This is a genomic window from Microbacterium sp. 77mftsu3.1 (assembly GCF_900100525.1).
GTDB lineage: Bacteria > Actinomycetota > Actinomycetes > Actinomycetales > Microbacteriaceae > Microbacterium > Microbacterium aquilitoris.
Genome location: NZ_FNCR01000002.1, coordinates 570,220 through 594,712, shown reverse-complemented (window position 1 = coordinate 594,712; position 24,493 = coordinate 570,220). Strand labels below are relative to the sequence as shown.

Annotated in this window: 19 protein-coding genes; 11 read left to right on the top strand and 8 right to left on the bottom strand. The window is 70.4% G+C overall.

Translation table 11 applies throughout. The features are described from left to right. Window positions 1–7: 7 nt before the first annotated feature. From BLR68_RS07795 to BLR68_RS07775, 5 genes are read right to left on the bottom strand one after another with little or no spacing between them, the layout of a single operon-like run. Window positions 8–364 carry a DUF202 domain-containing protein gene (locus BLR68_RS07795; RefSeq protein WP_018187386.1) on the bottom strand — a complete coding sequence of 119 codons (357 nt, stop codon included), beginning with the start codon at window positions 362–364 and terminating at the stop codon, window positions 8–10. Further along, a complete protein-coding gene (locus BLR68_RS07790; RefSeq protein ID WP_018187387.1) occupies window positions 361–726 on the bottom strand; it encodes a YidH family protein in 366 nt (121 codons plus the stop codon). Before BLR68_RS07790 ends, BLR68_RS07795 begins: the two co-directional genes overlap by 4 nt. Beyond that, window positions 723–1,697 (bottom strand): formylglycine-generating enzyme family protein, encoded by a 975-nt coding sequence (locus BLR68_RS07785; protein WP_018187388.1) that lies wholly within the window; start codon window positions 1,695–1,697, stop codon window positions 723–725. The genes BLR68_RS07790 and BLR68_RS07785 overlap by 4 nt, the downstream gene beginning before the upstream one ends. After that, a complete protein-coding gene (locus tag BLR68_RS07780) occupies window positions 1,694–4,114 on the bottom strand; it encodes a glycoside hydrolase family 2 TIM barrel-domain containing protein (RefSeq protein WP_018187389.1) in 2,421 nt (806 codons plus the stop codon). The genes BLR68_RS07785 and BLR68_RS07780 overlap by 4 nt, the downstream gene beginning before the upstream one ends. Continuing rightward, a complete protein-coding gene (locus tag BLR68_RS07775) occupies window positions 4,111–4,791 on the bottom strand; it encodes a TetR/AcrR family transcriptional regulator (protein WP_143015735.1) in 681 nt (226 codons plus the stop codon). Before BLR68_RS07775 ends, BLR68_RS07780 begins: the two co-directional genes overlap by 4 nt. Before the next feature lie 185 nt (window positions 4,792–4,976). Between BLR68_RS07775 and BLR68_RS07770 the strand changes: the two genes are divergently transcribed. From BLR68_RS07770 to BLR68_RS07730, 9 genes are read left to right on the top strand one after another with little or no spacing between them, the layout of a single operon-like run. Next, window positions 4,977–6,506 (top strand): ABC transporter substrate-binding protein, encoded by a 1,530-nt coding sequence (locus BLR68_RS07770; protein WP_018187391.1) that lies wholly within the window; start codon window positions 4,977–4,979, stop codon window positions 6,504–6,506. Between the two features lie 60 nt (window positions 6,507–6,566). Further along, window positions 6,567–7,508, top strand: a complete 942-nt coding sequence (locus tag BLR68_RS07765; protein WP_018187392.1) for an ABC transporter permease — start codon at window positions 6,567–6,569, stop codon at window positions 7,506–7,508. Next, complete coding sequence (locus BLR68_RS07760) at window positions 7,505–9,394, top strand: dipeptide/oligopeptide/nickel ABC transporter permease/ATP-binding protein (protein ID WP_026302912.1); 1,890 nt, start codon at window positions 7,505–7,507, stop codon at window positions 9,392–9,394. The genes BLR68_RS07765 and BLR68_RS07760 overlap by 4 nt, the downstream gene beginning before the upstream one ends. After that, window positions 9,391–10,239 carry an ATP-binding cassette domain-containing protein gene (locus tag BLR68_RS07755; protein ID WP_018187394.1) on the top strand — a complete coding sequence of 283 codons (849 nt, stop codon included), beginning with the start codon at window positions 9,391–9,393 and terminating at the stop codon, window positions 10,237–10,239. Before BLR68_RS07760 ends, BLR68_RS07755 begins: the two co-directional genes overlap by 4 nt. Before the next feature lie 11 nt (window positions 10,240–10,250). After that, the gene (locus tag BLR68_RS07750) at window positions 10,251–11,759 is read left to right on the top strand and encodes a sulfatase family protein (protein ID WP_018187395.1); all 1,509 of its coding nucleotides are present in this window, start codon (window positions 10,251–10,253) and stop codon (window positions 11,757–11,759) included. 24 nt (window positions 11,760–11,783) lie between these two features. Further along, window positions 11,784–14,210, top strand: a complete 2,427-nt coding sequence (locus BLR68_RS07745) for a beta-glucosidase H (RefSeq protein ID WP_018187396.1) — start codon at window positions 11,784–11,786, stop codon at window positions 14,208–14,210. Then, a complete protein-coding gene (locus tag BLR68_RS07740) occupies window positions 14,207–15,319 on the top strand; it encodes an EstA family serine hydrolase (protein WP_040570590.1) in 1,113 nt (370 codons plus the stop codon). The genes BLR68_RS07745 and BLR68_RS07740 overlap by 4 nt, the downstream gene beginning before the upstream one ends. Window positions 15,320–15,336: 17 nt before the next feature. Next, window positions 15,337–18,114: an alpha-L-rhamnosidase gene (locus BLR68_RS07735; protein WP_018187398.1), complete on the top strand. Its 2,778-nt coding sequence runs from the start codon at window positions 15,337–15,339 to the stop codon at window positions 18,112–18,114. A gap of 19 nt (window positions 18,115–18,133) precedes the next feature. Beyond that, complete coding sequence (locus BLR68_RS07730) at window positions 18,134–19,906, top strand: DUF5605 domain-containing protein (RefSeq protein ID WP_018187399.1); 1,773 nt, start codon at window positions 18,134–18,136, stop codon at window positions 19,904–19,906. A 15-nt stretch (window positions 19,907–19,921) separates the two neighbouring features. On the opposite strand, the gene BLR68_RS07725 is transcribed toward BLR68_RS07730, so the two are convergent. After that, a complete protein-coding gene (locus BLR68_RS07725; RefSeq protein ID WP_018187400.1) occupies window positions 19,922–20,605 on the bottom strand; it encodes a Type 1 glutamine amidotransferase-like domain-containing protein in 684 nt (227 codons plus the stop codon). A gap of 91 nt (window positions 20,606–20,696) precedes the next feature. Here BLR68_RS07725 and BLR68_RS07720 point away from each other — a divergent pair, with 91 nt between their 5' ends. Continuing rightward, window positions 20,697–21,125: a winged helix-turn-helix transcriptional regulator gene (locus BLR68_RS07720; RefSeq protein WP_018187401.1), complete on the top strand. Its 429-nt coding sequence runs from the start codon at window positions 20,697–20,699 to the stop codon at window positions 21,123–21,125. 140 nt (window positions 21,126–21,265) lie between these two features. Continuing rightward, entirely contained in the window at window positions 21,266–21,949 is a 684-nt protein-coding gene (locus tag BLR68_RS07715; RefSeq protein WP_018187402.1) for an SDR family NAD(P)-dependent oxidoreductase, read from the top strand. Here BLR68_RS07715 and BLR68_RS07710 read toward each other — a convergent pair. Further along, window positions 21,939–22,547, bottom strand: a complete 609-nt coding sequence (locus tag BLR68_RS07710) for a TetR/AcrR family transcriptional regulator (RefSeq protein WP_018187403.1) — start codon at window positions 22,545–22,547, stop codon at window positions 21,939–21,941. The genes BLR68_RS07715 and BLR68_RS07710 overlap by 11 nt on opposite strands. Beyond that, complete coding sequence (locus BLR68_RS07705) at window positions 22,540–24,405, bottom strand: glycoside hydrolase family 3 protein (protein WP_018187404.1); 1,866 nt, start codon at window positions 24,403–24,405, stop codon at window positions 22,540–22,542. The genes BLR68_RS07710 and BLR68_RS07705 overlap by 8 nt, the downstream gene beginning before the upstream one ends. Window positions 24,406–24,493 lie beyond the last annotated feature (88 nt).

Here is a 24,493-nt window from a genome sequence, read left to right as displayed (position 1 = left end):
GGTCGAGTCAGAACCCGCTCTCGAAGACGCCGAGGTGGTGCGCGAGCACCAGGGCGGACGCACCCGCGCCGACGAGGAACACGAGTCCGGCGAGTGCCGCGAGGAGCAGCGCGCCCGGCAGGGGTGCCCGGTCACCATCCCGAAGGAGGATGCGGATCGTGCGGGCAGAGCGCCTGCCGGCGGCAACCCACAGCGCGGCGGTCACCCCGAGGCCAGCCACCCCGACGAAGACCCACGCGACGGCGCCGGTGGCCGCGGGAAGCACGCGCAGGGCAACCAGCGACCCGAGGGTCAGCGAGATCGCCGTGCGGCGCCACGCGAGCGCCGTGCGTTCGGGCTGCAACCCCGGATCGAAGGCGGTCATGGGAACAGGATCGCCAGGATCAGCAGAAATCCCGCGACTCCGACCGCGGCTCCGAGCGCGGCGCCCGCCGGCGACGCGGGCAGGGGACGTCCCTCACGCAGCGCGCGCTCGGCACGCGCCCACCCCACCCAGGCGGCCAGCGGGACGAGGACACCCGACGAGATGAGGACGAGGGATGCCGCCAGCCGCAGAGCCGCGTTCAGATCCGGCCCCAGCACCTCGAGGGCGACCCCGCCGGCGAGGAAGGCGAGCGCCGTCCGGATCCACGCCAGGAAGGTGCGCTCGTTCGCGAGGGTGAACCGCGCGTCCGGCTCGACGCCCCGGCCGTACACCGAGGCCGGGAACCGACGGTCGGCGGTCACCTCGCCACCGTCCGGAACCCGGCGTTCCCCATCGACGAGTCGGGGGTGTTCTGCGACCGCGCCGCATTGCGGTAGCGATTGCAGTACGAGATGTGGCAGAGGTAGCTTCCCCCGCGGAGCACTCTGGTCGCTCCCCGGTCCGGTCCGCGCGGGTCATTCACCGCGTGGGGCGAATACGCCGTCGGCGAGAACCAGTCCGCGCACCATTCCCAGACATTGCCGACGGTCTGCCAGAGCCCGAACCCGTTCGGCTTATAGGACCGCACCGGCGCCGTCGTGAGGAAACCGTCCTCGCCGGAGTTCCAGCTCGGGAAGGTGCCCTGGAAGATGTTGGCGCGCCAGCCACCGGCATCCACCTCGTCGTCGCCCCACGGATACCGCGCGCCCACGAGTCCGCCGCGCGATGCGTACTCCCATTCCGCCTCGGTCGGCAACCGCCGACCCGCCCACGAGCAGTAGTCCTGTGCATCGTTCCAGCTGACGTGGACGACGGGGTGGTCCCCGAGCCCGTCGAGCGTGGACCCGCGTCCGCCCGGCGCGCGCCACGACGCGTTGCGGACACCGCGCCACCACGGGGTCTGGGGCGGCACCCCCACGATGTCCTCCTCCGGCGCCGTCACCGCGAGATGGAACACCGCCGAGTAGCCGAAGACCTCGGCCTCCGTCCGGTACCCCGTGTCCTCCACGAACGCCGCGAAGTCGTCGTTGGAGACCGCCGTCGCATCGATCGAGAACGCCGCGAGCGTCACGTCGTGGAGCGGGACCTCGCCATCTGCCGGATTGCGGTCGCCCGACGAATCGCCCATGAGGAAGACGCCCGCCGGCACCGACGCCTGCGGCGTCCGATGCACGCCTGCCGACACGACCTGCTCAGCAGGGACGTCCGGGGCGGCACCGATCGACAGCAGGGATGCCCGGGACGGCGCTCCGCACCCGCATCCGCATCCCACCGAAGCCTCCTTCGCGGTCACCGCTCCCGCCCGAGGACCGTGACCGTCACGCCGTCATAGCCTGCGGCCGACGCCGTCACGACGAGTTCGCCCGGCCCGTCCGCGCGGACCACCGCGAGCACGCGTCCGTCGTACGTCGTGTACGAGGAGTCACCGAACGACTCTTCGGTCCTCGCCCGCCCCGAGCCGAGCCCCGCGAGGACCCCGGGACCCGAGACCGTGACCTCGACCGGCACGTCGCGGTCGGCGACGGCGATGCCGTCGTCGTCCGCGAGGGTGATCACGACGAAGGCGAGCCCGCCGACCGCGACCTCGTCGCGTTCGGCGTGCGCGCGAAGCCGCGGGGTGCCGGCGGTGCGGAGGACGTGCCGACCGGTCTCGAGACCTGCCCGACGCGCGACGGCGGTGAGCTCGCCTGGCCGATACTCGGTCTCGAACCGGGCGACGAACGACTTCTCCGCACCGACAGCGGCCGCGCCGAGACTCTCCCCGTCGAGCAGCAGCTCGACCTCGTCGGCATCCGCGTACACATCGACCGTCACCGGGGCGCCAGGCGCGGCATCCCAGCTCCACGTCGACACCGTGTCGGTCCACGACCAGGGTGTGGTCGAGGTCGGACGACCGTGGTGCTGGGGTCGGTACACGGAGATGTAGGGGTCGGTGCGGAGCCCGAAGACGATCTCGCGGTAGTACGAGACGGTGCGGCGGTAGCCGGTGATGTCGAGATCGCCGGACTCGGCGAGACGGTACGGGTAGGGCCCGGCGGTCCCGGTGTCCACGAAGCCGGGCGCATCCGAGTAATCGACGCGGCCGATCCCCGCTTCACCGAGGTAGTCCCAGCCGGTCCACGTGAAGTCGCCGATGACGTGGGGGAGCTCCCGGACGAGCTCCCACATGACGTCGATGCGCGCCGGGAACGTCTCGGACCCGACGATCACGCGGCTCGGGTGGTCGAGCGCATCCTGTCGGTACCGGGAGTCGGCGTAGTTGAACCCCACGACGTCCAGCACCGCCGCGGACTCCTCGATCGAGGCGCTCACGAGAGGCGACGCGTTCATCAGGCCCATCTGATCGCCCATGTTCGCCATCATCGTGTTGGCGTCCTCGAGCTGCTGTCGCGCCTCCGCCATACGGGGCAGGTTCGCGATGATCCCGTTGATGCCGTTCGTCACGAAGCGCGTCGGGTCCGCCGAGCGGACGGCTTCGGCGAAGCGGCGGCTCCACGTCGCACCGATCGGGGTGCCGAGTTCGAGGATCTCGTTGCCGATCGAGTACATGATGACGCTCGGGTGATTGCGGTCCTTCGCGACGAGCGACGCGACATCCCGCTCCCACCGCTCGGGGAAGGTGATCGTTGCATCGTGCGGCGCCTTCGCCCGCGTCCAGGCGTCGGCGAGCTCGTCCATCACGACCATGCCGTGCCGGTCGCACGCATCGAGCATGGCTCGGCTCATCGGATTGTGGGCGCTGCGCAGCGCATTGAACCCGGCCTTCTTCAGGAGACGCACCCGACGGTCCTCCGCGTCGTCGAACGTCGCGGCACCGAGCGGACCGTTGTCGTGATGCACGCAGGCACCCCGCAGTTTGACGGGGCGCCCGTTGATCCGAAGGCCACGGCCGGCATCCACCTGCAGAGTGCGGATTCCGAAGCTCGTCGACTCCTCGTCGAGCGCCGCACCGGCGGCATCTGTCACTGTCATCCGCGCCGTGTACAGGTGCGGGTGGTCGGGGTGCCAGAGAAGCGGGGTCGGGACGACGAGCCGGGCTCGGGCGACGGCATCCGCTCCCGGGAGAACCGTCACAGGCGACGTCCCCGACGCGACGGCCACGCCGTGGGGGTCGGTGAGCTCCCACTGCACCCGTGTCTCACGCGTGTGACGGGTGGCGTTGCGCACCGTCACGGCGACCTCGACGACCGCCCTCTCGTCGTCGATGTCGGGGGTCGTCACGACCACGCCGTGCGTCGGGATGTGGACCGGATCCGCGACCACGAGGTGAACCGGGCGGTAGATCCCCGCCCCGCTGTACCAGCGGCTGTCGCGATGCGCCCGCGCCTCGACGGTGAGCCGGTTGGGCTCCCCGTCGAAGCGGAGGTAGGGATCGAGGTGCGCGGTGAACCCGGCGTAGCCGTTCGCCTCATGCACGACGACCTCGCCGTTCATGAAGACGACCGCGTCGCGGTAGACGCCCTCGAACTCCAGGCGGACCGTCTTCTCACGCCACTCCGGAGGGACATCGAGCACGCGCACGTATTCGAAGGCGCCGCCGGGCGTATAGCCGGAGTGGACGCCCTGGACCTCGTCCGCCGACCGTGGCAGATCACGCAGCGCGTCGTGGGGCAGGACGACCTGCATCGGCCCCGACCCCTCGGCGTGGGACTCGAATGGGCCGAGCTTGGGGCCGACCGTCCAGCCCTCGTGCAACAAGGTGCGGGTCATGCGGTGCCCTCCGGGTTCGTGTCGTCGGCGTCGCCCGTCTCGGGTTCCTCCGTCCAGTCGATGTCGGCGAAGGACACGAACAGGGCACGCAACTCGTCCGGCATGTCCAGCGCGGAGCGGTCGAGCAGCCACTGCACCTGAAGGCCGTCCATCATGGCGATGATCGTGATCGCGGCGCGACGAGGTGTCATCCCCCGTCGCAGCCGGCCGTCCCGCTCGAGGTTGCTCAGCGCGCGCTCGATGGTGGAGCGGGTGAACGCGTAGCGACGGACGAAGTACGCGTGAGCGGGGTGGTCGGGGGCGGTCGCCTCGCCCGACAGAGTCGCGAACAGCTCGACCACGCCGGGGATGGAGGCGTTGTACGCGGCGAGCGCGACGAGGCCGCGGAGAACGGCCGCGCCGTCCTCCGAGTCGGTCGGAACTATGGCTCGCGCGCGATCGTCCTTCTCCTCGAGCACCGCTTCGAGGAGAGCGCTCTTGTTGCGGAAGTGATGCAGCAACCCCGCCTCGCTCATCCCGACGCGGACAGCGATCTCCCGGAGGGAGCCGGCGCGGTAGCCGGACCCCGAGAACACCTCCAGGGCGGCATCCAGGATCGCCTGCCGCGTCGCCTCGGTCTTGGCGTACGTGCCTCGTCGCCGCACCGTCGTCGGCGCGATCGTGTCCGTGCTCTTCATCACCATCGATTCTCTGAGACCGCTCCCGTGAGCGCATCATCGGGGCCAGTCTGCACGGTTGGATAACGAAAACCTAGCGATGGCTAGATTTTCGTTCTGAAAACCTAGTGCCCACTAGAAATTGCTGCTAGCGTCCGACGCCAGGGCGATCCGCAGGGGTATCGCCACCCGAAATGAGGACAAAGATGTTCCGATGGAAGGCCACAGCAGCCGTCGCCGTCGCCGCCGCTCTCGCACTGACCGGATGCGCCGGTGGAGACACGACGAGCAGCACCGGTGAAGGAGGGAAGGCCGACCGGCTGACCCTGATCTCGATCGCCGCGCCGACGAGCTACGACATCACCCAGGGCGCCGAATGGGGCAACCGCAGCGCCTTCTTCGAGGCCGTGTTCGACACGATCCTGCGCAAGGACTCGTCCGGTGAGATCCAGCCGAACCTCGCCACGAAGTACGAGTACAACGACGACAACACCGTCCTCACCCTCACGTTGCGCGACGGCGTCACCTTCACCGACGGCACACCGGTGAACGCCGAGGCCGTCGTCAAGAGCATGGAGGAGTTCCGCGACGGAACCGCCCCCCAGGCAGCGACCATGGCCGGCAAGGAGTTCGCGGCCGTCGACGACAGCACCGTGACCATCACGATGGAGGCACCCGACCCCTCCCTCGTCAACCTGCTGTCGATCGCTCCCGGCGTCGTGCAGGCGCCGGCCACCTTCTCGAACCCGGATGCCGCGACGAAGCCCGTCGGCTCCGGCCCGTACGTCCTCGACACCGCCTCGACGGTGACGGGCACGACGTATAACTTCACGGCGAACCCCGACTACTGGAACAAGGACGCCGTCAAATACGACAACCTCACGATCAACGTGATGGAGGACACCACCGCGATCCTCAACGCCATCAAGGCCGGCGAGGCCAACGGTGCCAAGATCGCCGACAACAACACGATCGCCGAGGTCGAAGGCGCCGGCTGGACCATCGAGAAGAACGAGCTCGACTTCCAGGGCCTGCTCCTGCTCGACCGCGCCGGCACCATGGCCCCCGAGCTCGCCGACGTGAAGGTGCGCCAGGCGATCAACATGGCGTTCGACCGCGAGGCGCTGCTGCAGTCCCTGCAGAGCGGGTACGGCTCAGTGACCGAGCAGGTCTTCCCCGCCACCTCCGTCGCCTACGACGAGGCGCTCGACAGCACCTACCCGTACGATCCGGCAGCCGCCAAGGCCCTCCTCGCCGAGGCGGGGTACCCGAACGGCTTCACTCTCAACATGATGTCGACGCCCGCCTTCCAGACGACGTTCGACCTGGTCGCGCAGCAGCTGTCGGACATCGGCATCACGGTCAACTACACCGATCCCGGCGCGAGCAACTTCATCACCGACATGCTCGCCCCGAAGTACCCGGCGACGTGGATGGCGCTCGAGCAGAACCCCGATTGGCAGTTGATCAACTTCATGATCGCCCCCAACGCGACGTTCAACCCCTTCAAGTCCCAGGACGCGACCGTCGACGGCTACATCGAGACGATCCAGCGCGGTTCCGAGGAAGAGGCCGTGGCAGCTACCAAGGCGCTGAACAAGTACATCGTCGACCAGGCCTGGTTCGCCCCGTTCTACCGCGTCCAGGGCTCGTTCGCGACGGACGCGAACACCAACCTGGACTTCTGGCCGACCAACGCCTACCCGTCGATCTTCGACTTCTCGCCGAAGAACTAACCGATCCGGCGGGTGGCGGGCTCCGGCCCGTCACCCGCCGACCACCCTCGGGAAGGCATCATGCTGTCATTCATCATCAGGCGCGTCGTGTCCGGCGTCGTCCTCGTCGCGGTGATCTCCGCCGTCGCGTTCCTCCTCCTGTACGCCGGCGGCGGCGACATCGCCCGCCGCATCCTCGGTGAGAACGCGACCGCCGAGACCGTCGCCAAGAAGACCGAGGAGCTGGGGCTCAACCGTCCGCTCCTCACCCAGTACACCGACTGGCTGACCTCGGCGTTCACGGGCAACCTCGGGAGGAGCTGGTTCACCGGAGAACTGGTCAGCGTGAGCGTGACCAACCGCCTCGCCGTCACCCTCTCGCTCGTCATCGGGGCGACCCTCATCTCCGCGGTCATCGCGATCGTCATCGGGGTCTGGGCCGCACGTCGCGGTGGAGCCGTGGACGGGACGATCCAGATCCTCTCGCTCGTCGGTTTCGCCGTGCCGGGCTTCCTCATCGCCCTCATCCTCGTGCTGATCTTCGCGGTCAACCTGCACTGGTTCAAAGCGACCGGGTACGTCCCCATCGGGACGTCCTTCAACGGGTGGATCTCCTCGGTCACCCTTCCGATCGTCGCCCTCTCGATCGGCGCGATCGCCTCGGTCGCCGTGCAGGTCCGCGGCTCCGTGATCGACGCGACCTCCCGCGACTACGTCCGCACCCTCCGCGCCCGCGGCCTCAGCGAACGCTCCGTCATCTACAAGCATGTCCTCCGCAACGCCGGCGGCCCCGCGCTCGCGGTCCTCGCCCTGCAGTTCGTGGGGCTCCTCGGTGGAGCGGTCGTCGTCGAGCAGATCTTCTCCATCCCGGGCATGGGACAGCTCAGCGTCCGCTCGACCACCCTCGGCGACATCCCCGTCGTGATGGGGCTCGTGATCGCTTTCGCGATCCTCGTCGTCATCGTCAATCTCCTCATCGACCTCGCCCAGGCCGCTCTGAACCCGAAGGTGAGGCTCGCATGAGCGACACAATGAACTCCCCGGCCTCCCCCGCCCTCTCGCTGGCGCCGGCAAACGCCGCGCCCGTGCGCATGCACCTCGCGCGGCGGCTCCTCAAGCGTCCCGTCGGCGTCGGAGCCGCGCTGTTCCTGCTCCTGATCGTGGTCATCGCGGTGATCGGCAGTGCGATCGCGCCGCTCGACCCGAACTACGCCGACATCCGGAACGTGCTCGCCTCACCCGGCGGTGAGAACCTGCTCGGCACGGACAGCAGCGGCCGCGACGTGTGGTCGCGCCTGCTGGTCGCAACACAGACCAGCGTCATCGCGGCACTTCTCGCCGTGGCCGTCGCCATCGTGATCGGAGTCGTCAGCGGCCTCATCGCCGGCTACTACCAGGGTTGGTTCAACGCGGTGGCCACGTGGGTCACCGAACTGAACATGGCCCTCCCGGGCATCGTCATCCTGCTCGCCGCACGCGCCGTCCTCGGCCCCTCGGTCTGGATCTCGATGTTCATCTTCGGCATCCTGCTCGCGCCGTCGTTCTTCCGACTCGTCTACGCCGCGGTCACCGCCGTGCGCGGCGAGCTGTACGTCGACGCGGCCCGGGTATCGGGCCTCAGCGACGCTCGGATCATCGGGCGCCACGTGCTCTCGGTGGTCCGCGCGCCGATCATCATCCAGGCCGCGATCATCGCGGGCATCGCCCTTGCGATCCAGTCGGGGCTCGAGTTCCTCGGCCTCGGCGACGTCAAGGTGCCCACGTGGGGCTCGATGCTCAACGACGGTTTCAAGAACATCTCTCGCACGCCGCTCCTGCTCATCTGGCCGTCGCTCGCGATCGCCCTCACCTGCATCGCCCTGACCCTGCTGGCCAACGTCATGCGCGACGAGCTCGAGCGCACCGTGTCGGTGCGACGCAAGCGTCGCCGGGCCGTCACGACGGCGACCGGCTCGGTCGCGGCCGTGACCACCTCGATCTCGATGAGCGGCGGTGAGCCGATCGAAGACCTCGACGAGCTCCCGGTCATCGAGAACCAGGGCGTGATCCGTCACAACGAGGATGCCCGCAGCAAGGCGACGGAGAAGGTGCTCGAGGTCCGCGACCTGCGGGTCGGGTACGACCAGCCCGACGGCTCGCACATCGAGGTCGTCCACGGCGTCTCGTTCGACATCCGCAAGGGCGAGGTCCACGGCCTCATCGGCGAATCCGGCTCGGGCAAGACCCAGACCGCCTTCGGCGTGCTGGGCCTGCTCCCCCGGGGCGGCCACGTCACCGGCGGATCGATCCTGTACGAGGGAACCGAGCTGGCCGACGCGTCCGAGCGCACCTACGCGGGCATCCGCGGCAAGCGCATCGGGTACATCCCGCAGGAGCCGATGAGCAACCTCGACCCGTCCTTTACGATCGGCAGCCAGCTGGTCGAGCCGCTGCGCGCGCACCTCGGGCTGTCGAAGAAGGAGGCGACGGAACGCTCCCTGGACCTTCTGGCCCGCGTCGGCATCCCCCAGCCCAAGCGGACCTTCGACGCCTATCCGTTCGAGGTTTCGGGTGGCATGGCCCAGCGCGTGCTGATCGCCGGGGCGGTCTCGACCGACCCCGACCTGATCATCGCGGACGAGCCGACCACCGCGCTCGACGTCACCGTGCAGGCGGAGGTCCTCGACCTGTTGCGCGATCTGCAGGCCGAGCGCAACATGGCCATGCTCCTCGTCACGCACAATTTCGGCGTCGTCGCCGACCTCTGCGACCGGGTCACCGTCATGCAGAACGGTCTGTTCGTCGAGCAGGGACCGGTGCGGAGCATCTTCCACCAGGCCCGTCACCCGTACACCCAGGCACTGCTGGACGCGATCCTCGACGAGGGTCCCGCCCGTGGTCCGCTCGTCCCGAAGGGAGCACGGGCATGACCGCTCCGCTGCTCGAGGTGAAAGATCTCGTCGTCGAATACCCCGGCAAGGGATTCCGTGCCGAACCGTTCCGCGCTCTGAAGGGCGTCTCGCTCGACATCCTCCCTGGCGAGACGGTGGGCCTGGTCGGCGAATCGGGGTCGGGGAAGACCACCCTCGGCCGCGCCGCCCTCGGGCTCGCACCGGTCAGCGGCGGCACGATCACCTACGACGGTCGCGACATCTCGCACCTGAGTCGTCGCCAGCGGCGGTCGCTGACCTCCGAGATCCAGGTCGTCTTCCAGGACCCGTACTCGTCGCTGAACCCGTCGATGACGATCGAGGAGATCCTGATCGAACCGCTGACCGCGGCGGGCGTCGCCAAGGCGACGGCGCGCACCCGCGTCCGCGATCTGCTCGACCAGGTGGGCCTCCCCTCCGACGCGCGCAGCCGTCTGCCCCGCGAGTTCTCGGGCGGTCAGCGCCAGCGTGTCGCGATCGCCCGCGCCCTCGCCCTCGAACCGCGGCTGATCGTGTGCGACGAACCGGTCTCCGCGCTCGACCTGTCGACGCAGGCCCGCGTCCTCGACCTGTTCGTCGAGATCCAGGAACGCACCGGGGTCGCCTACCTGTTCGTGACGCACGACCTCGCCGTCGTCCGTCATGTCAGCCACCGCGTCGCGGTGATGTACCGGGGCGAGATCGTCGAGTACGGCGACGGCGACCAGGTGACGAGCGAACCGCAGCACCCCTACACCCAGCGGCTCTTCATGGCCGCTCCCGTGCCGGACCCCGACAAGCAGGAGGAGCGCCGCGCCGCGCGTCGTGCCTTCCTCGCGTCCGAGGCCGCCGCGGGCGTCGCCTGAGGACTCCGACCATGACGCGCCCCAACATCATCTTCATCATGTCGGACGACCATGCCGCCCATGCCATCTCGGCGTACGGCAGCCGGGTCAACTCCACCCCGCACCTCGACCGGATCGCGCAGGACGGTGTCCGCATGGATGCCGTGTACTGCACCAACTCCATCTGCAGCCCCTCCCGCGCCTCGATCCTGACCGGCACGTACAGCCACGTGAACGGGGTGTCGTCGATCTGGACCGAGATGGACTACCGAGTGCCCACCTTCGTGGACGTCCTCCACGAGAAGGGCTACCGCACCGCGATGTTCGGCAAGTGGCACCTCGGCGAGCACGGGGTGTCGCTGCCGCGCAACTTCGACGCGTGGAAGATCTTCCCCGGACAGGGCGACTACGTCGACCCCGAGATGATCGACGAGGACGGCACCGCGGTCGTGCCCGGGTACGCGACCGACATCGTCACGGACCTCGCGATCGACTGGATCGAGGGGCTCTCCGAGGACGAACCGTTCTGCATGATGGTCCACCACAAGGCGCCGCACCGCCCGTGGGTGCCCGATCCGAAGCACGCCGGCCTCTACGCGAACGGCGACATCCCCGAGCCGGAGACCTTCTTCGACGACTACGAGACGCGCTCGCAGGCCGTGCGGAACGTCCACATGACGATCGCCGACGACATGGGCGCCGACGACCTCAAGCAGGAGGTGCCGGAGCACCTGCGCGGCGACGAGAACCGGCACGCCAGGATGTCCTGGAAGTACCAGATCTACATGCGCGACTACCTGCAGTGCGTGCAGTCGATCGATGACAACGTCGGACGTCTCCTCGACCATCTCGACGAGACCGGCCTCGCCGAGAACACCCTCGTGGTCTACACCTCGGACCAGGGCTTTTTCCTCGGCGATCACGGGTGGTTCGACAAGCGACTCATGTTCGATCCCTCCCTGCAGATGCCGATGCTGCTGAAATGGCCGGCCGAGATCCCCGCGGGGTCGCGGTGCGAGGCGATCGTCACGAACGTGGACTTCGCCGCGACCTTCCTCGACATCGCCGGCGAAGACCCCGAGGCCACCCTCCCCACCTCGCAGGGCCGGAGCTTCCGCAGCCTGCTGCGCGGCGAGGACGTCGCCGACTGGCCGGATGCCGCCTACTACCGCTATTGGGAGCACGACGACCCGATCCACGAGGCTCCGGCGCATTACGGCATCCGTACGAAGGATCACAAGCTGATCCACTACTACGGCGCCGGTCTCGACGTCCCGGGCGCCTCGACCAGGGTCTTCGACGGCGAGTGGGAGCTCTACGACCTGACCGCCGACCCCGACGAGATGCGCAACGTCGCCGACGACCCGGCGTACGCCGCGCTCCGTGCGGAACTCGAGACCAAGCTCGCCGAGTACCAGCGCCATTACCGCGACGAGCCTTATGCGGGCGCCGAGACGCCGCATCCGGAGTGGGGTCCGTACGACCACGACCTCCTGGTGCGCGTCGAGCAGTACGTCGCGAACATCCGCAGCTCCAGCTGACCCTCCCATCGCAAGGAAGCACCCGTGACTGACACGACGACGTCGACCGCGTCCACCGACCACCTCCGCCCGCTCCTCGACAGGCTCACCCTCGAGCAGAAGGCCTCCCTCGTGCAGGGCGCGGACTTCTGGACGACGGTCCCGCTCCCCGAGATCGGCCTGCGGGCCATGACACTCTCCGACGGCCCCGCCGGCGTGCGCGGTCCTCGTTGGGACGAGCGCGACCCGTCCCTGAACATGCCGTCCGGGTCGGCGCTCGCGGCATCCTGGGATGCGGGACTGGCGCACCGCTACGGCGCCGCCGCCGCGAGCGAGGCGCGACGCAAGGGCGTCGACGTCGTGCTCGGCCCGACCATCAACCTGCACCGCTCCCCGCTCGGCGGACGCCACTTCGAGTGCTTCTCGGAGGATCCGCAGCTCACATCGGCGCTCGGCGCGGCGTACGTCCGCGGCCTGCAGGACAACGGCGTCGCGGCCACCCCCAAGCACTACGTCGCCAACGACTCCGAGACCGACCGCTTCACGGTCGACGTGAAAGTCGACGAGCGGGCGCTGCGCGAGCTCTATCTCGCCCCGTTCGAGGCGACCGTCGCCGCCGGGACGTGGAGCGTCATGAGCGCGTACAACTCGGTCGACGGGGTCACGATGACCGAGAACGACCTCCTCGAAACGCCCCTGAACAGCGAGTGGGGCTTTGACGGTGTCGTCATCAGCGATTGGACCGCCGTGCGCTCGCTCGATGCGGTCGCCGCCGCTCAGGACCTCGCCATGCCGGGCCCCGCTCCTGCATGGGCCGACCTCGTCGCCGCCGTGCGCGACGGGCGCGTCGCCGAGGCCGACCTGGACCGCAAGGTGCTCCGCCTGCTGCTGCTCGCCGAACGCGTCGGCGCCCTGGAAGGGACGAGCCCGCGCGAGCCCGCGCCGGTCGACGGCGTCGCCTTCGTCCGCGAGGCCGCGATCGAGGGCACGGTGCTCCTGAAGAACGAGAAGGTGCTCCCGCTGGATGCCGGTGGTCTCCGCCGCGTCGCGGTGATCGGCCAGAACGCCCGTGACGCCCGCACGCAGGGCGGCGGTTCGGCGACGGTGCTGCCCGAGCGCACGGTGTCGCCCCTTGACGGCATCCTGGAGGCCCTGCAGGGCGCCGACGTCGACTACGAGATCGGCGCGGTCGTCCAGGAGGGCGTCGCCGAGCTCCCCCTCGACCGCATGACGAACCCCGTCACGGGCGAACCGGGACTGCGCGTGACCTTCCTCGGCGCCGACGGCCAGGAGCTGTTCACCGAGGACCGTCGCGCCAGCGCACTCGTGTGGTTCGGCGGCGACGCGCCCATCGCGGCGAGCCGTACGGTCGTCTTCGAGACCCGCTACACGCCCGAGTCGACCGGCGACATCGAGCTGGGCTTCGCGGGCGCCAACCCCGCGCGCCTGTACGTCGGGGGCGAGCTGCTCCTCGACGACTCCCCCGTCGTCGAGGGCACCGACCTCGGCGCGGCCTTCCTCAACCCGCCGTCCCTCACCGCGCCGGTCGCCGTGCAGAGCGGCGTCCCGATCGACGTCCGCGTCGAGTTCGTCCCCGCCGACGCAGGTGCGCTCGCAGGCGCCATGTCGGCGACCATCGGGATCGCCCCGGAACGCACCGATCCCGACGAGCTCATCGCCCGGGCCGCCGAGGCCGCCCGGGCCGCCGAGGTCGCCGTCGTCGTTGTCGGAACCAACGCGAAGGTCGAGTCCGAGGGCTACGACCGGACCGACCTCGACCTGCCGGGCCGTCAGGACGATCTCGTCCGCGCCGTCGCCGCGACCGGCACTCCCGTGATCGTCGTCGTCAACGCGGGCTCACCCGTCGTTTTGCCGTGGGCCGATGACGTGGCGGCCATCGTGCAGGGCTACTTCGGCGGACAGGAGTTCGGCCACGCCGTCGCCGACGTCCTGACCGGCGCCGCCGAGCCCGGCGGGCGCCTCCCCACCACGTGGCCGGCGGCACTGGCCGACGTGCCCGTCACGCAGGTGACGCCCGACGACGGCGTGCTGCACTATGCCGAAGGCATCCACATCGGGTACCGCGCGTGGCTGCGCGCCGGTGTCAAACCCGCGTTCGCCTTCGGCCACGGCCTCGGCTACACGACGTGGGAGTGGAATGCCGCGATCCGCGCCGGCGAGCGCCTCGAAGTCACCCTCCGCAACGTCGGCGACCGCGCCGGCAAGCACGTCGTGCAGGTCTACGCCGAACGCGCGGACTCCGAGGTCGAGCGTCCGGTGCGCTGGCTCGTGGGCCACGCCGTCGTGCGAGCGGACGCCGGGGCCACCGCGACGGCATCCATCGACCTCCCCTCGCGCCGATTCGCCCACTGGGCCGACGGCTGGGAGGTCGAGGGGGGCGCGTTCACGCTCCGGGTGGGCGCCTCCGTCGCGGACCTGCCGCTCGAGGTCGAGTGGGAGGTCGGCGCATGACCCTGCTGCAGGGCACGGTCGACGACCGTCTCGCGGGCGTCGCCGAACGCCTCGAGGGATGGCTCGCGGCCGATCCCGACCTGTCGTTCCAGGTCGCCGCCCGCCACCACGGCGAGGTCGTCCTGGATGCCTGGGGTGGGCCCCACCTGGGCGAGCAGTCGGTGATGGTGCCGTACTCGGTCACGAAGAACACGATCGGTCTCGCGGTCGGCCTCCTCGTCGAACGCGGCGAACTCGACCTCGACGAGCGGGTCGCGACGTACTGGCCCGAGTTCGCCGCCAAGGGCAAGGGCGCCGTCACGGTCCGTCAGCTGCTCTCGCACCAGGCGGGCCTGCCGCAGGCCGACACGATCCTCACGTGGGACGAGCTCCTCGACCACCACGCCGCAGCCGATCGCCTCGCCGCCTCGACGCCGTTCTGGCACCCGGGCAGCGCGTTCGGGTACCACGCGATCACGATCGGCAACCTGGGTGATGAGCTCGTCTACCGCGTCACCGGTCGCACCCTGCACGAGTTCTACGAGCAGGAGATCCGCGCACCGCACGACATCGACTTCCGCCTCGGGCTGCCCGAGGACATGACGGACCGTCGCGTCGACGTGCTGCCGATGATCCGCCCGGTCTCCGACACCCTCGAGCGCGGCATGTCCGCCCTCGGTCCGCTCGTCTTCGGCTCGATGGCCGGCGACGTCGACCTCGGCAACTCGCCCCGCAGCTGGCGCTACGGGCACCCCGCCGGCAGCGGTACGGGGAGCGCCCGCGGGCTCGCCCGGCTCATGGCGTCCGCCGTCACCGGTGTCGAGGGCGGGGCGCCGTTCCTGTCGGCCGACACCGTCGCGCAGATCGGGCAGCAGCAGATCCGCGGCTACGACGAGGTGCTGCACCAGCACGACCGGGCTCACGCGATCGTCTTCCAGAAGCCGTCGCAGCAACTCGCCTTCGGCGGTCCGCGGGCCTTCGGGCACGACGGCGCGGCGGGCGCCCTCGCCTGCGTCGACCCCGACACGGGTGTCGCGTTCGCGTGGACGATCGCGCGCGGCCCCTGGCCCGGTGGCGCCGACCCGCGCGCCGTCACCCTGGCCGCCGACCTCGGCCGCCTGCTGACCTGATCCCGGAGAGACATCCTGTGAACGCCCGCGTCGGCAGCCTTCGCGCCGAACTCCGCACCGACACTCCGTTCGTCGCGACCGCGACGCCCCGCCTGAGCTGGACAGTCGACACCGACGAGCCGGGCTGGATCCAGGCGCGTGCCGAGGTCGCGGACGGCACGACGACGGTCGCGCTGGACGGCGCCGACAGCGCGCTCGTCGCGTGGCCGTTCGCGCCGCTCCCGCCGGGTGATCGGCGCACCGTGCGGGTACGGGTGCAGGCGGCATCCGGCACCTGGACCGAGTGGTCCAACGGCGTCGAGGTCGCGGCGGGCTTCCTGGCGGACGGCGAGTGGGTCGCGCAGCCCGTCGGGCTCGCAGACCCCACCCGCGAGGCGATGCCGACGGTCGTCAAGACGCGGTTCCGGCTCGGTCGCCCCGTCATGCGCGCGCTGCTGTTCTGGACAGCCCTGGGCGTGGCCGAGCCCGAGGTGAACGGCGCGGCCGTGTCGGACGACGTCCTCTCACCCGGCTGGACGGCCTACCGCGACCGGCTCGTCCACGAGACGGTGGATGTCACCGCGCTCGTCCGCGAGGGCGAGAACGAGCTGTCGGCTGCGCTCGCCGGCGCCTGGTACACCGAGAAGTACGGGTTCTTCGCCTTCGCGGCGCGGCTCTACGGCACGCAGCCCGCCTTCCTCGCACAGCTGCGGGTCACGTTCGACGACGGCACGACGACCACCGTCGCCGCGACCGGCGACGGCTGGGAGGCCGCCGCGCAGTGCCCCGTCGTCGACAGCGGCATCTACGCGGGCGAGCACCAGGACCTGCGGATCGCGGTCGCGGACTTCCACCCGGTCCGTGTCGGGGCGGCGGCCCTTCCCGGGTACGAGACGGTCCCCGTCCCCGAGGCGCGGATCGCGCCTCCCGTCCGCCGCATCGAGACGCTCCCCGTCGCCGCGGTGCTCACGACCCCGTCGGGCGGCACCGTCCTGGACTTCGGGCAGAACCTCGTCGGACGGCTGCGGCTGCGGATTCGCGGCGCGGCCGGCACCCGGGTGACGATCCGTCACGCCGAGGTCCTGGACGACGGCGAGCTCGCGCTCCGCCCTCTCCGCAACGCCGCCGCGACGGCGACGTTCGACCTCTCCGGCGATGACGACGTCCTCGAATCCCGCTTCAGCTTCTACGGCTTCCGCTACGCGCAGGTCACCGGCGCCGACGTCGACCCCGCCGACGTCGAGGCCGTGGTGCTCCACACCGACATGCCGCGGACCGGATGGTTCGCGGCATCCGATCCGCTCATCGAGCGCCTGCACGAGAACGTCGTGTGGGGCATGCGCGGCAACTTCCTGTCGATCCCCACGGACTGTCCGCAGCGCGACGAGCGCCTCGGCTGGACCGGGGACATCCAGGTCTTCGCGCCGACGGCCTCGTTCCTCTACGACTGCGCCGGGTTCCTGACCTCGTGGCTGCGCGACCTCGCCCACGAGCAGACGCGGGACGACGGGTCGGTTCCCGTCGTCGTCCCGGCCGCCCTCACCGGGTTCGCCGGCGGCGCCTCGCCGGCCGCCTGGGGCGACGCCGCGACCGTCCTCCCCACCGTCCTGCACGAGCGCTTCGGCGACCGCGACGTCCTCGCCGCGCAGTACGGGAGTATGCGCGGCTGGGTGGATGCCGTCGGCCGCGACGCGGGCGAGGGCGGCCTGTGGGCGGGTCGCATGCAGCTCGGCGACTGGCTCGACCCTGCGGCGCCGCCGGACAAGCCCGGGCACGCGAAGGTCGACAGCGACATCGTCGCGTCCGCGTACTACGCGCGCTCCCTCCGTCAGGTCGCCGACGCCGCGAGCCTGCTCGGACGGGAGACGGATGCCGCCCACTACGGCACGCTCGCCGAGCGCAGCCGCCTCGCCTTCACCGCCGAGTACGTGACTCCTGCCGGGCGAATGATGAGCGACGCGCCCACCGCGTACGCCCTCGCGCTCGAGTTCGACCTCGTGACCGATCCCGAGGTGCGTGCCGCGCTGGCGGACCGGCTCGCCGCTCTCGTCCGCGAGGGCGGATACCGCATCGGCACCGGCTTCGTCGGCACACCGCTCGTCGCCGACGCACTGACCCGCGGCGGCCACCTCGCCGCAGCCGAGCGCCTGCTGACCCAGACGGAATGCCCATCGTGGCTGTACCCCGTGACGCAGGGGGCGACGACGGTCTGGGAGCGCTGGGACTCGCTCCTGCCCGACGGCAGCGTGAACCCGGGCGAGATGACCTCGTTCAACCACTACGCGCTGGGAGCGGTCGCCGATTGGCTGCACCGGACGGTCGCCGGCCTCGCTTCCGTGGCTCCGGGCTTCCGCCGACTGCGCATCGCGCCCCAACCGCTCGAGACCCTGTCGTCCGCGTCGGCCCGCCACCTCACTCCGTACGGCGAGGCGTCGGTCTCGTGGCGCCGCGACGGCGACGAGATCGTGGTGAGGGCTGTCGTACCGGCGAACACGACCGCCGAGGTCGACATCCCGGACGCACCGCGCGAGGTCGGATCGGGTCGCCACGAGTGGCGCTTCGCTGCTCGCCCCGCTCCCCCGCGCCCCTCGCTGGACGGGTTGCAGGCGTCGCTCGCCGACGTCATCGACGACCCGCGCGCGTACGCCGCCCTCGTTGACACGATCGCCGCCGTCGACCCCGACCGGGCGCAGACGGTGCGGGCCGAGACCCGGTGGGGTGCCGGGCGCCCCGTCACGACCGCGCTCATGTTCACCCCGCCCGACCTGCTCGCGTCCGTCGACGAGGCGATCCGGCGCGCGACGGCATCCGCCTGATCCACCCCGAGGAGACACCATGTTCGACCGTGCCAGCACCTTCGGCGAGGCTATCGACGACCCCGACGCCCGCGCGATCCTCGAGAGGTACCTGCCGGGCGTGGCCGCCTCGCCCATGGCGACGCAGTTCCGGAACGGCCGCCTGGGACAGCTGGTCGCGATCGTCCCCGCCCTCGAGGACCTCGAGGAGCGGGAGAGGTTCTTCGCCGCGCTCGCAGAGGTGGGGTCCGGGGGCGGTCGTCCCCCGTACGCACCCGCAATCGACCCTGACCCGACCTACGAGGGCGACGACGTCCGCCGCGCCTCGGCAAAGGTCACCCGCGCGGCGCCGACACCGCTCTGGGACCCGCTCGAGGTACGCATCGCCGGGCCCTCGCACGGCAACCCGTTCGTCGACGTCGAACTCGACGCCGTCTTCCGCCGGGGCGGTGAGGAGATCCGGGTCGGCGGGTTCTACGACGGCGACGGCGTCTACGTCGTCCGCGCCCTCGCCGACACGACCGGCACGTGGACCTTCGAGACCCGTTCGACGGCGCGCTCGCTCGACGGCCTCACCGGCACGCTCGAGGTGGTCGCCGCCCGCGAGGGCTCGCACGGACCGGTGCGCGTCGACGGACTGCACTTCCGGCACGCCGACGGCACCCGGCACCGCCCGGTCGGCACGACCGCCTACGCCTGGACCCATCAGCCCGAGGAACTCCAGCAGAAGACGCTCGCGACCCTCGCCGAGGCCCCCTTCGTGAAGCTGCGCATGTGCGTCTTCCCGAAGTCGTACCTCTACAACGCCAACGAACCCACCGACTTCCCGTTCATCGGCTCCCTCGCCGGCGGGTTCGACCACACCCGGTTCGACCCCGCGCACTTCCGACGCCTGGAGCGGCGCATCGCGGACTTGGCAGCCCTCGGCATCCAAGCGGACCTCATCCTCTTCCACGCCTACGACCGGTGGGGCTTCGCCGATCTGGGCCCCGCCGTCGACGAACGGTACCTGCGGTACGTGGTGCGGCGGCTCTCGGGTTTCGCGAACGTCTGGTGGTCGATGGCGAACGAGTACGACCTGCTGTGGTCGAAGGACCTCGACGACTGGGAGCGGCTCGCCGCCGTGGTGGGAGAGGAGGATGCCTTCGGTCACCTCAACTCGATCCACAACTGCCGCCCCGTCTACGACTACGCGAAGCCGTGGATCTCGCACGTCAGCATTCAGCGGGTCGACGTGTACCGCACGGCCGAGAACACCGACCAGTGGCGCGAGGAATGGGGCAAACCGGTCGTCATCGACGAGTGCGCCTACGAGGGCGACATCGATCAGGGGTGGGGCAACATCACCGGCGAAGAGATGACCCGTCGGTTCTGGGAGGGAGCCGTCCGCGGCGGCTACGTCGGCCACGGCGAGACCTACTATCCGCCCGCGCTCGGAGGCGCGGCATCCGTCGGAGACGACGACGAGGTGCTCTGGTGGGCGAAGGGCGGCGCACTGCACGGCAGCTCCCCCGCCCGCATCGGCTTCCTCGAGCACCTGCAGTCGCAGGCGCCGGGCGGCGTATGGGATCCGCTGCCGAGCGACTGGGACGTGCCGTGGGGCGGCGTCGCGGGGCGCGTGAAGGTGGCCTACTTCGGCTTCAACCGGCCACGGTTCCGGAACGTCGTCCTCGACGAGGGCGAGTGGCGCGTCGAGGTCATCGACACGTGGGACACGAGCCTCGAGGAGCTGCCCGGCACCCACCGCGGTCAGGTGCGCGTCGAGCTGCCGGGGCGCCAGTTCATGGCGATCCGCGTGACTCGGGTGGACTGACGACGCGGGGTATGTCTAGACGCCGTCGGGTTCGATCCGCATCCACGTGCCCGCCGAGACGACGACCGGATCTTCGGCGGGATCGCGGATGACGAGGGCCGACGCGTCGTCGATGAACCAGACCGTGGCGCCGCTGCGCGCCGCCGCTCGCGCCGCCCGCGCCTCAGCCCCGGGCGACATCCAGTCCGCGCCGAGGTGCCCCAGGAAGATCCAGTCGAACAGGGGCACGGCCGGGTCCACCGCCGCCAGACCGAACATGTCGAGCTCCGACTGATCGTCGAAGATCTGACCCCAGGACGGCAGCGCACGCGTGAAGATCATCGAGCCGGCGCTCCAGCCGACGTACACCTTCTGCTCGATCAGTTCCCGGAGCGCCGGCGCGAGACCGGTCTTCGTCCACGCGTGGGCGAGCCACGTGTTGCTGCCGCCGTAGCCGAGGATCACATCAGCCGACCGCAGGCGCGACTCGACGAGTTCGCGCGGCCCGGCGAACAGGGAGGCCACGTCGAACTCCGCCCAGCCGATCGAGCGAAGGGACTCGAGATGCTCGACGAGCGTCGAGCTGTCGCCCGGGAAACCGAGGATGCCGTCGATGACGACGACGATGCGGACCTCACTGAGGGGGCGATCGACGAGGTCCCGGAGGGCATCGAGGACGACGCGTTCCGACAGCCCGTTCGACGTGAGCAGCATCCGCATCGCGTCAGGGTAGCAATGCCTCATCGCCTTCCCGTGCCCGGCGCCGAGGCTCACCACGCTTGATACCGTGAAGGTGGATCAGGAGGCACCCATGGCAGCGCAACGGACGCCGGTGGGACCGTGCACGGCATGGCCGGAGGACAGCGCCTTCATCCGTGAGGTCTTGGACCGGATCGGCGACAAATGGACCGTGCTGGTCCTCAGTACCCTCGGCGATCGAACCCTCCGCTACTCGGACCTCATGGCGAGCATCCCCGGGGTATCGCAGCGGATGCTCACTGTGACGGTGAAGGCGCTCGAGCGTGACGGCCTCGTGACGCGCCGGGCGTATGCAGAGGTCCCGCCGCGGGTCGAGTACGAGGCGACCGAACTCGGCCGGTCGCTGCAGCGCGCGGTGGTGCAGCTGGCGCAGTGGGCGGCGGAGAACCATGAGACCGTCGCGGCGAACCGCACCCTCAACGACAGGATCGGCGTCGGCCGGTCGCGGTCGCACGGCACCGAGGCGGCTCGTACGCACTGAGCGAGCGCACCGTCCGAGAGGCACGTGGATGTGCCTTTTGTACGCGCGCGTCAACCGCACGATCATGTCCTTACGCACTGATCGTGCGGCGCCCGCTCGACGGATGACTCCGATGCGGCTCGTCGCGCAGAAGGAGAATCATGTCCACCATCGCCATCATCGGGGCCGGCCCCGGCCTCGGTCTCTCGCTCGCGCGTCGGTTCGGGTCGGAGGGCTTGTCCGTCGCCCTGATCTCCCGCAACCGGCAGAACCTCGACGCACTCGTCGCCACCCTCGCCGCGGAGGACATCACCGCGGCGGCATTCACCGCCGACGTCCTCGATCGCCCCTCTCTGACCGCCGCACTCGAGGCGGCGACGGAGCGGTTCGGCCGGATCGACGTCCTCGAGTACTCGCCGGCGGATGCCACATCCGGGCCGCTCGCCCCGATCGACATCCGGCGGACCACCCCCGAAGACGTCCAGCCGCAGATCGAGTACTACCTGTACGGCGCGATGGCGGCGACCGCTGCGGTCCTGCCCGCGATGCTCGAGGCCGGCAGCGGCACCATCATCGTGACCACCGGAGCCGGATCGACCTACCCCGTTCCGATGTTCGGCAACATCACCGCCGGAGGTGCGGCGTTGCGCAACTGGGCCCTCAACCTCGGCCATGCTCTCGCCGCGGACGACACCGGCGTACACGTCGCGCACGTCGCGATCGGCGTGTGGATCACCGACAACGCGCCGGAGGGGGTCGCGAGCATGACCGCCGACGAGATCGCACCCCTGTACGTGGACCTCGTCACGACCCGCGACGTCCACGAACTCGTCGTCACGAGGTAGCCGCCGCGCCGCCCCGATCCACCGGGTCAGTCCGTGCCAGCTGTTCCCACGTCCAGGCGAGCACCTCGGCGATGTCGATCGACGGGTCGACGCCCTGCTGCAGCTGCAGCCCGTCCGAAAGGGCGAGCATGACGGTCGCGGCCATGTCGGCGTCGAGCCCGGCCGGCATCCCTCCCGCCTCCTGGCGCTGACGGATGTCGGCCGCGACGACGTCGTGCACGCTCTCCTGGCGCTCCTCGAAGAAGGCCCGCGCAGGGTGCTCCGAAGCGGATGCCGCGACCAGCAGGTTCGTGTACAGGTGCACGAGCGCGGGCGCCTCGGCGTTGCGGCGCGCGACGCGGACCGACGGCGGCTCTGCGCCGGCCTGCTCCGCAAGGGCTTCTCGGGTCGCGGCATCCCGTCGACGGAGCACCTCGACGAGCAGGTTCTCCTTCGTGCCGAAGTGGTGCAGCATGCCGGCCTGCGTCATGCCGACCTCGCCGGCGATGTCGCGGAGCGAGGTCGCCCCGTAGCCGCGGCGGCCGATGACCTCGAGCGCCGTCTCGAGGATCAGGTCGCGACTCTCGCGGCCCTGCGCAGAGTTCCGCCGTTCACGCATCCGCGGGCGCCGTCACCACGAGCGAGGGGGTGCCGGCCTCGTACACCGGGTCGGCCGTGCCGCCGGGGACGTCGGAGCGCCCGGCGAGGACGGCCGCCTCGTCGCGCGGGATCTCGAAGGGCAGCCGTCCCGCCGCCGGCACCCGTCCGGTGAGCACATCGAGCAGCGCGACCTCCGAGGCGCCGAACGTCGCGACGACGGCGTGCGCGTGCGCCGCGACGGGGGCGAGCAGTGCGGGACGCTCGAGATGCACCGTCACGACGGTCGGCGTCGTCGCAGCGATATCCGCGACGCCCGCCACGACGGCGTCGTCGAAGGCGAGCGAGCCGGCGTGGAAGTGCGCCTCGAGCATGTACTCGTCGCGCGGGTCGAACGGCGACTGCAGCCTCACGACGCTGATGTCTGCACCCGCGGCGTCCGCGGTCGGGATCAGTCCTGAGTCACGGATCGCGTCGTCGGAGACACCGGGGGCGTGCACGGTCGTGCCGGGACGAAGTGGCAGGACGGATGCCGCCTCCCCCGCACCGCCCGGGAGGATAACGGCCGAGCGCGATTGTGCCCGGTCTCCCGCCGCCCGGAACTCGGCGCTGCCGACGATCTCGCCCGCGGCATCCTCGTCGACGAACGGGTCGTCGAACAGGCCGAGCTCGAATTTGACGGTCAGCAGGCGCGCAACCGAGATGTCGAGCCGGGACTCCGGAACAGCACCGGATCGCACGAGCTCGATCACGAGCGCCGGATCGTCCTCGCCGCCGAACTGATCGACGCCCGCGTCGATTGCCTTGCGGACACGGTCGATCTCGCTGAGGTGCTCGACCCCCCACGAGCGCGGGGGCAGCACCTTGCCCATGAGGCGCGACTCGGTGATGAGTCCCCAGTCGGTGCAGACGACACCGGTGAAGCCCAGCTTCTCGCGCAGCAGCCCCGTGATGATCTGGTGGTTGAAGCCGAAGGCCACCTCCTCGATGGGCTCACCGTCGAGGACGACCCCGCGGGGGATCCCATAGGACGGCATGATCGCCGAGACGCCGCGGTCGATCACGCGGCGGAACGGCTCGAGGTGGTACTCGAACATCCCGCCGGGGTACACCTGATCGGTGCCGTACGGGAAGTGCGGGTCCTCGCCGTCCTTCTCGGGGCCGCCGCCGGGGAAGTGCTTGGCCATGCACGCGACGCTCGCCGCCGTCAGCCGGTCGCCCTCGAACCCGTCGACGTACGCGACGCCGAGCCGCCCGACGAGGTCGGCATCCTGTCCGAACGTGCCGTACTGGCGTGGCCACCGCGGTTCGGTCGCGACGTCGAGCATCGGGTGCAGGGCCGAGCGGATGCCGACGGCCAGGTACTCGCGCCGTGCGATGTCGGCAAACTCCCGCACGAGGCCCGCGTCGGCGAGCGCGCCGAGACCCAGGGGTTCGGGCCAGGCCGAGAGGTGGCCGGCCGTGAACGACGCGCCCACGTTCTCGGTGAACGAGTGGCGCGGGTCGGTCGAGATGGTGACGGGGATGCCGTGCCCCGACGCGGCGGCGACGCGCTGCAGCCCGTTCACCCACCGGGCCATCGCGCGCGGCTCGGGGATCTGGTGGATGTTGAGGTGCGTGACATGCATGCCCTCAATGAACTCGCGCGCCGACATGCGACCGGGCATCGTGGACGGCCCGTCGACCTCGCCGTCGGTCGTCGTCGGGACGATCGTCTGGATCATGAGCCCCGCCTTCTCTTCGAGCGAGAGGCGCGACACGAGGTCGGCGACGCGCTCGGCGACGGGCAGGCGCGGATCCTCGTACGGGTCCATCACGCCGTTGCGGTTGAGGTCGCGGTAGCGCGTGCCGTCGGGGGCGGTGGAAAGGGATGCGGTCACTGCGGTCTCCTGCGACGTCGTCGTTGCGGGCGGGCACGGGCGGCCCGATGCCGAAAGACTAAATAACGTTCAGTGGTTTTCGCAACGA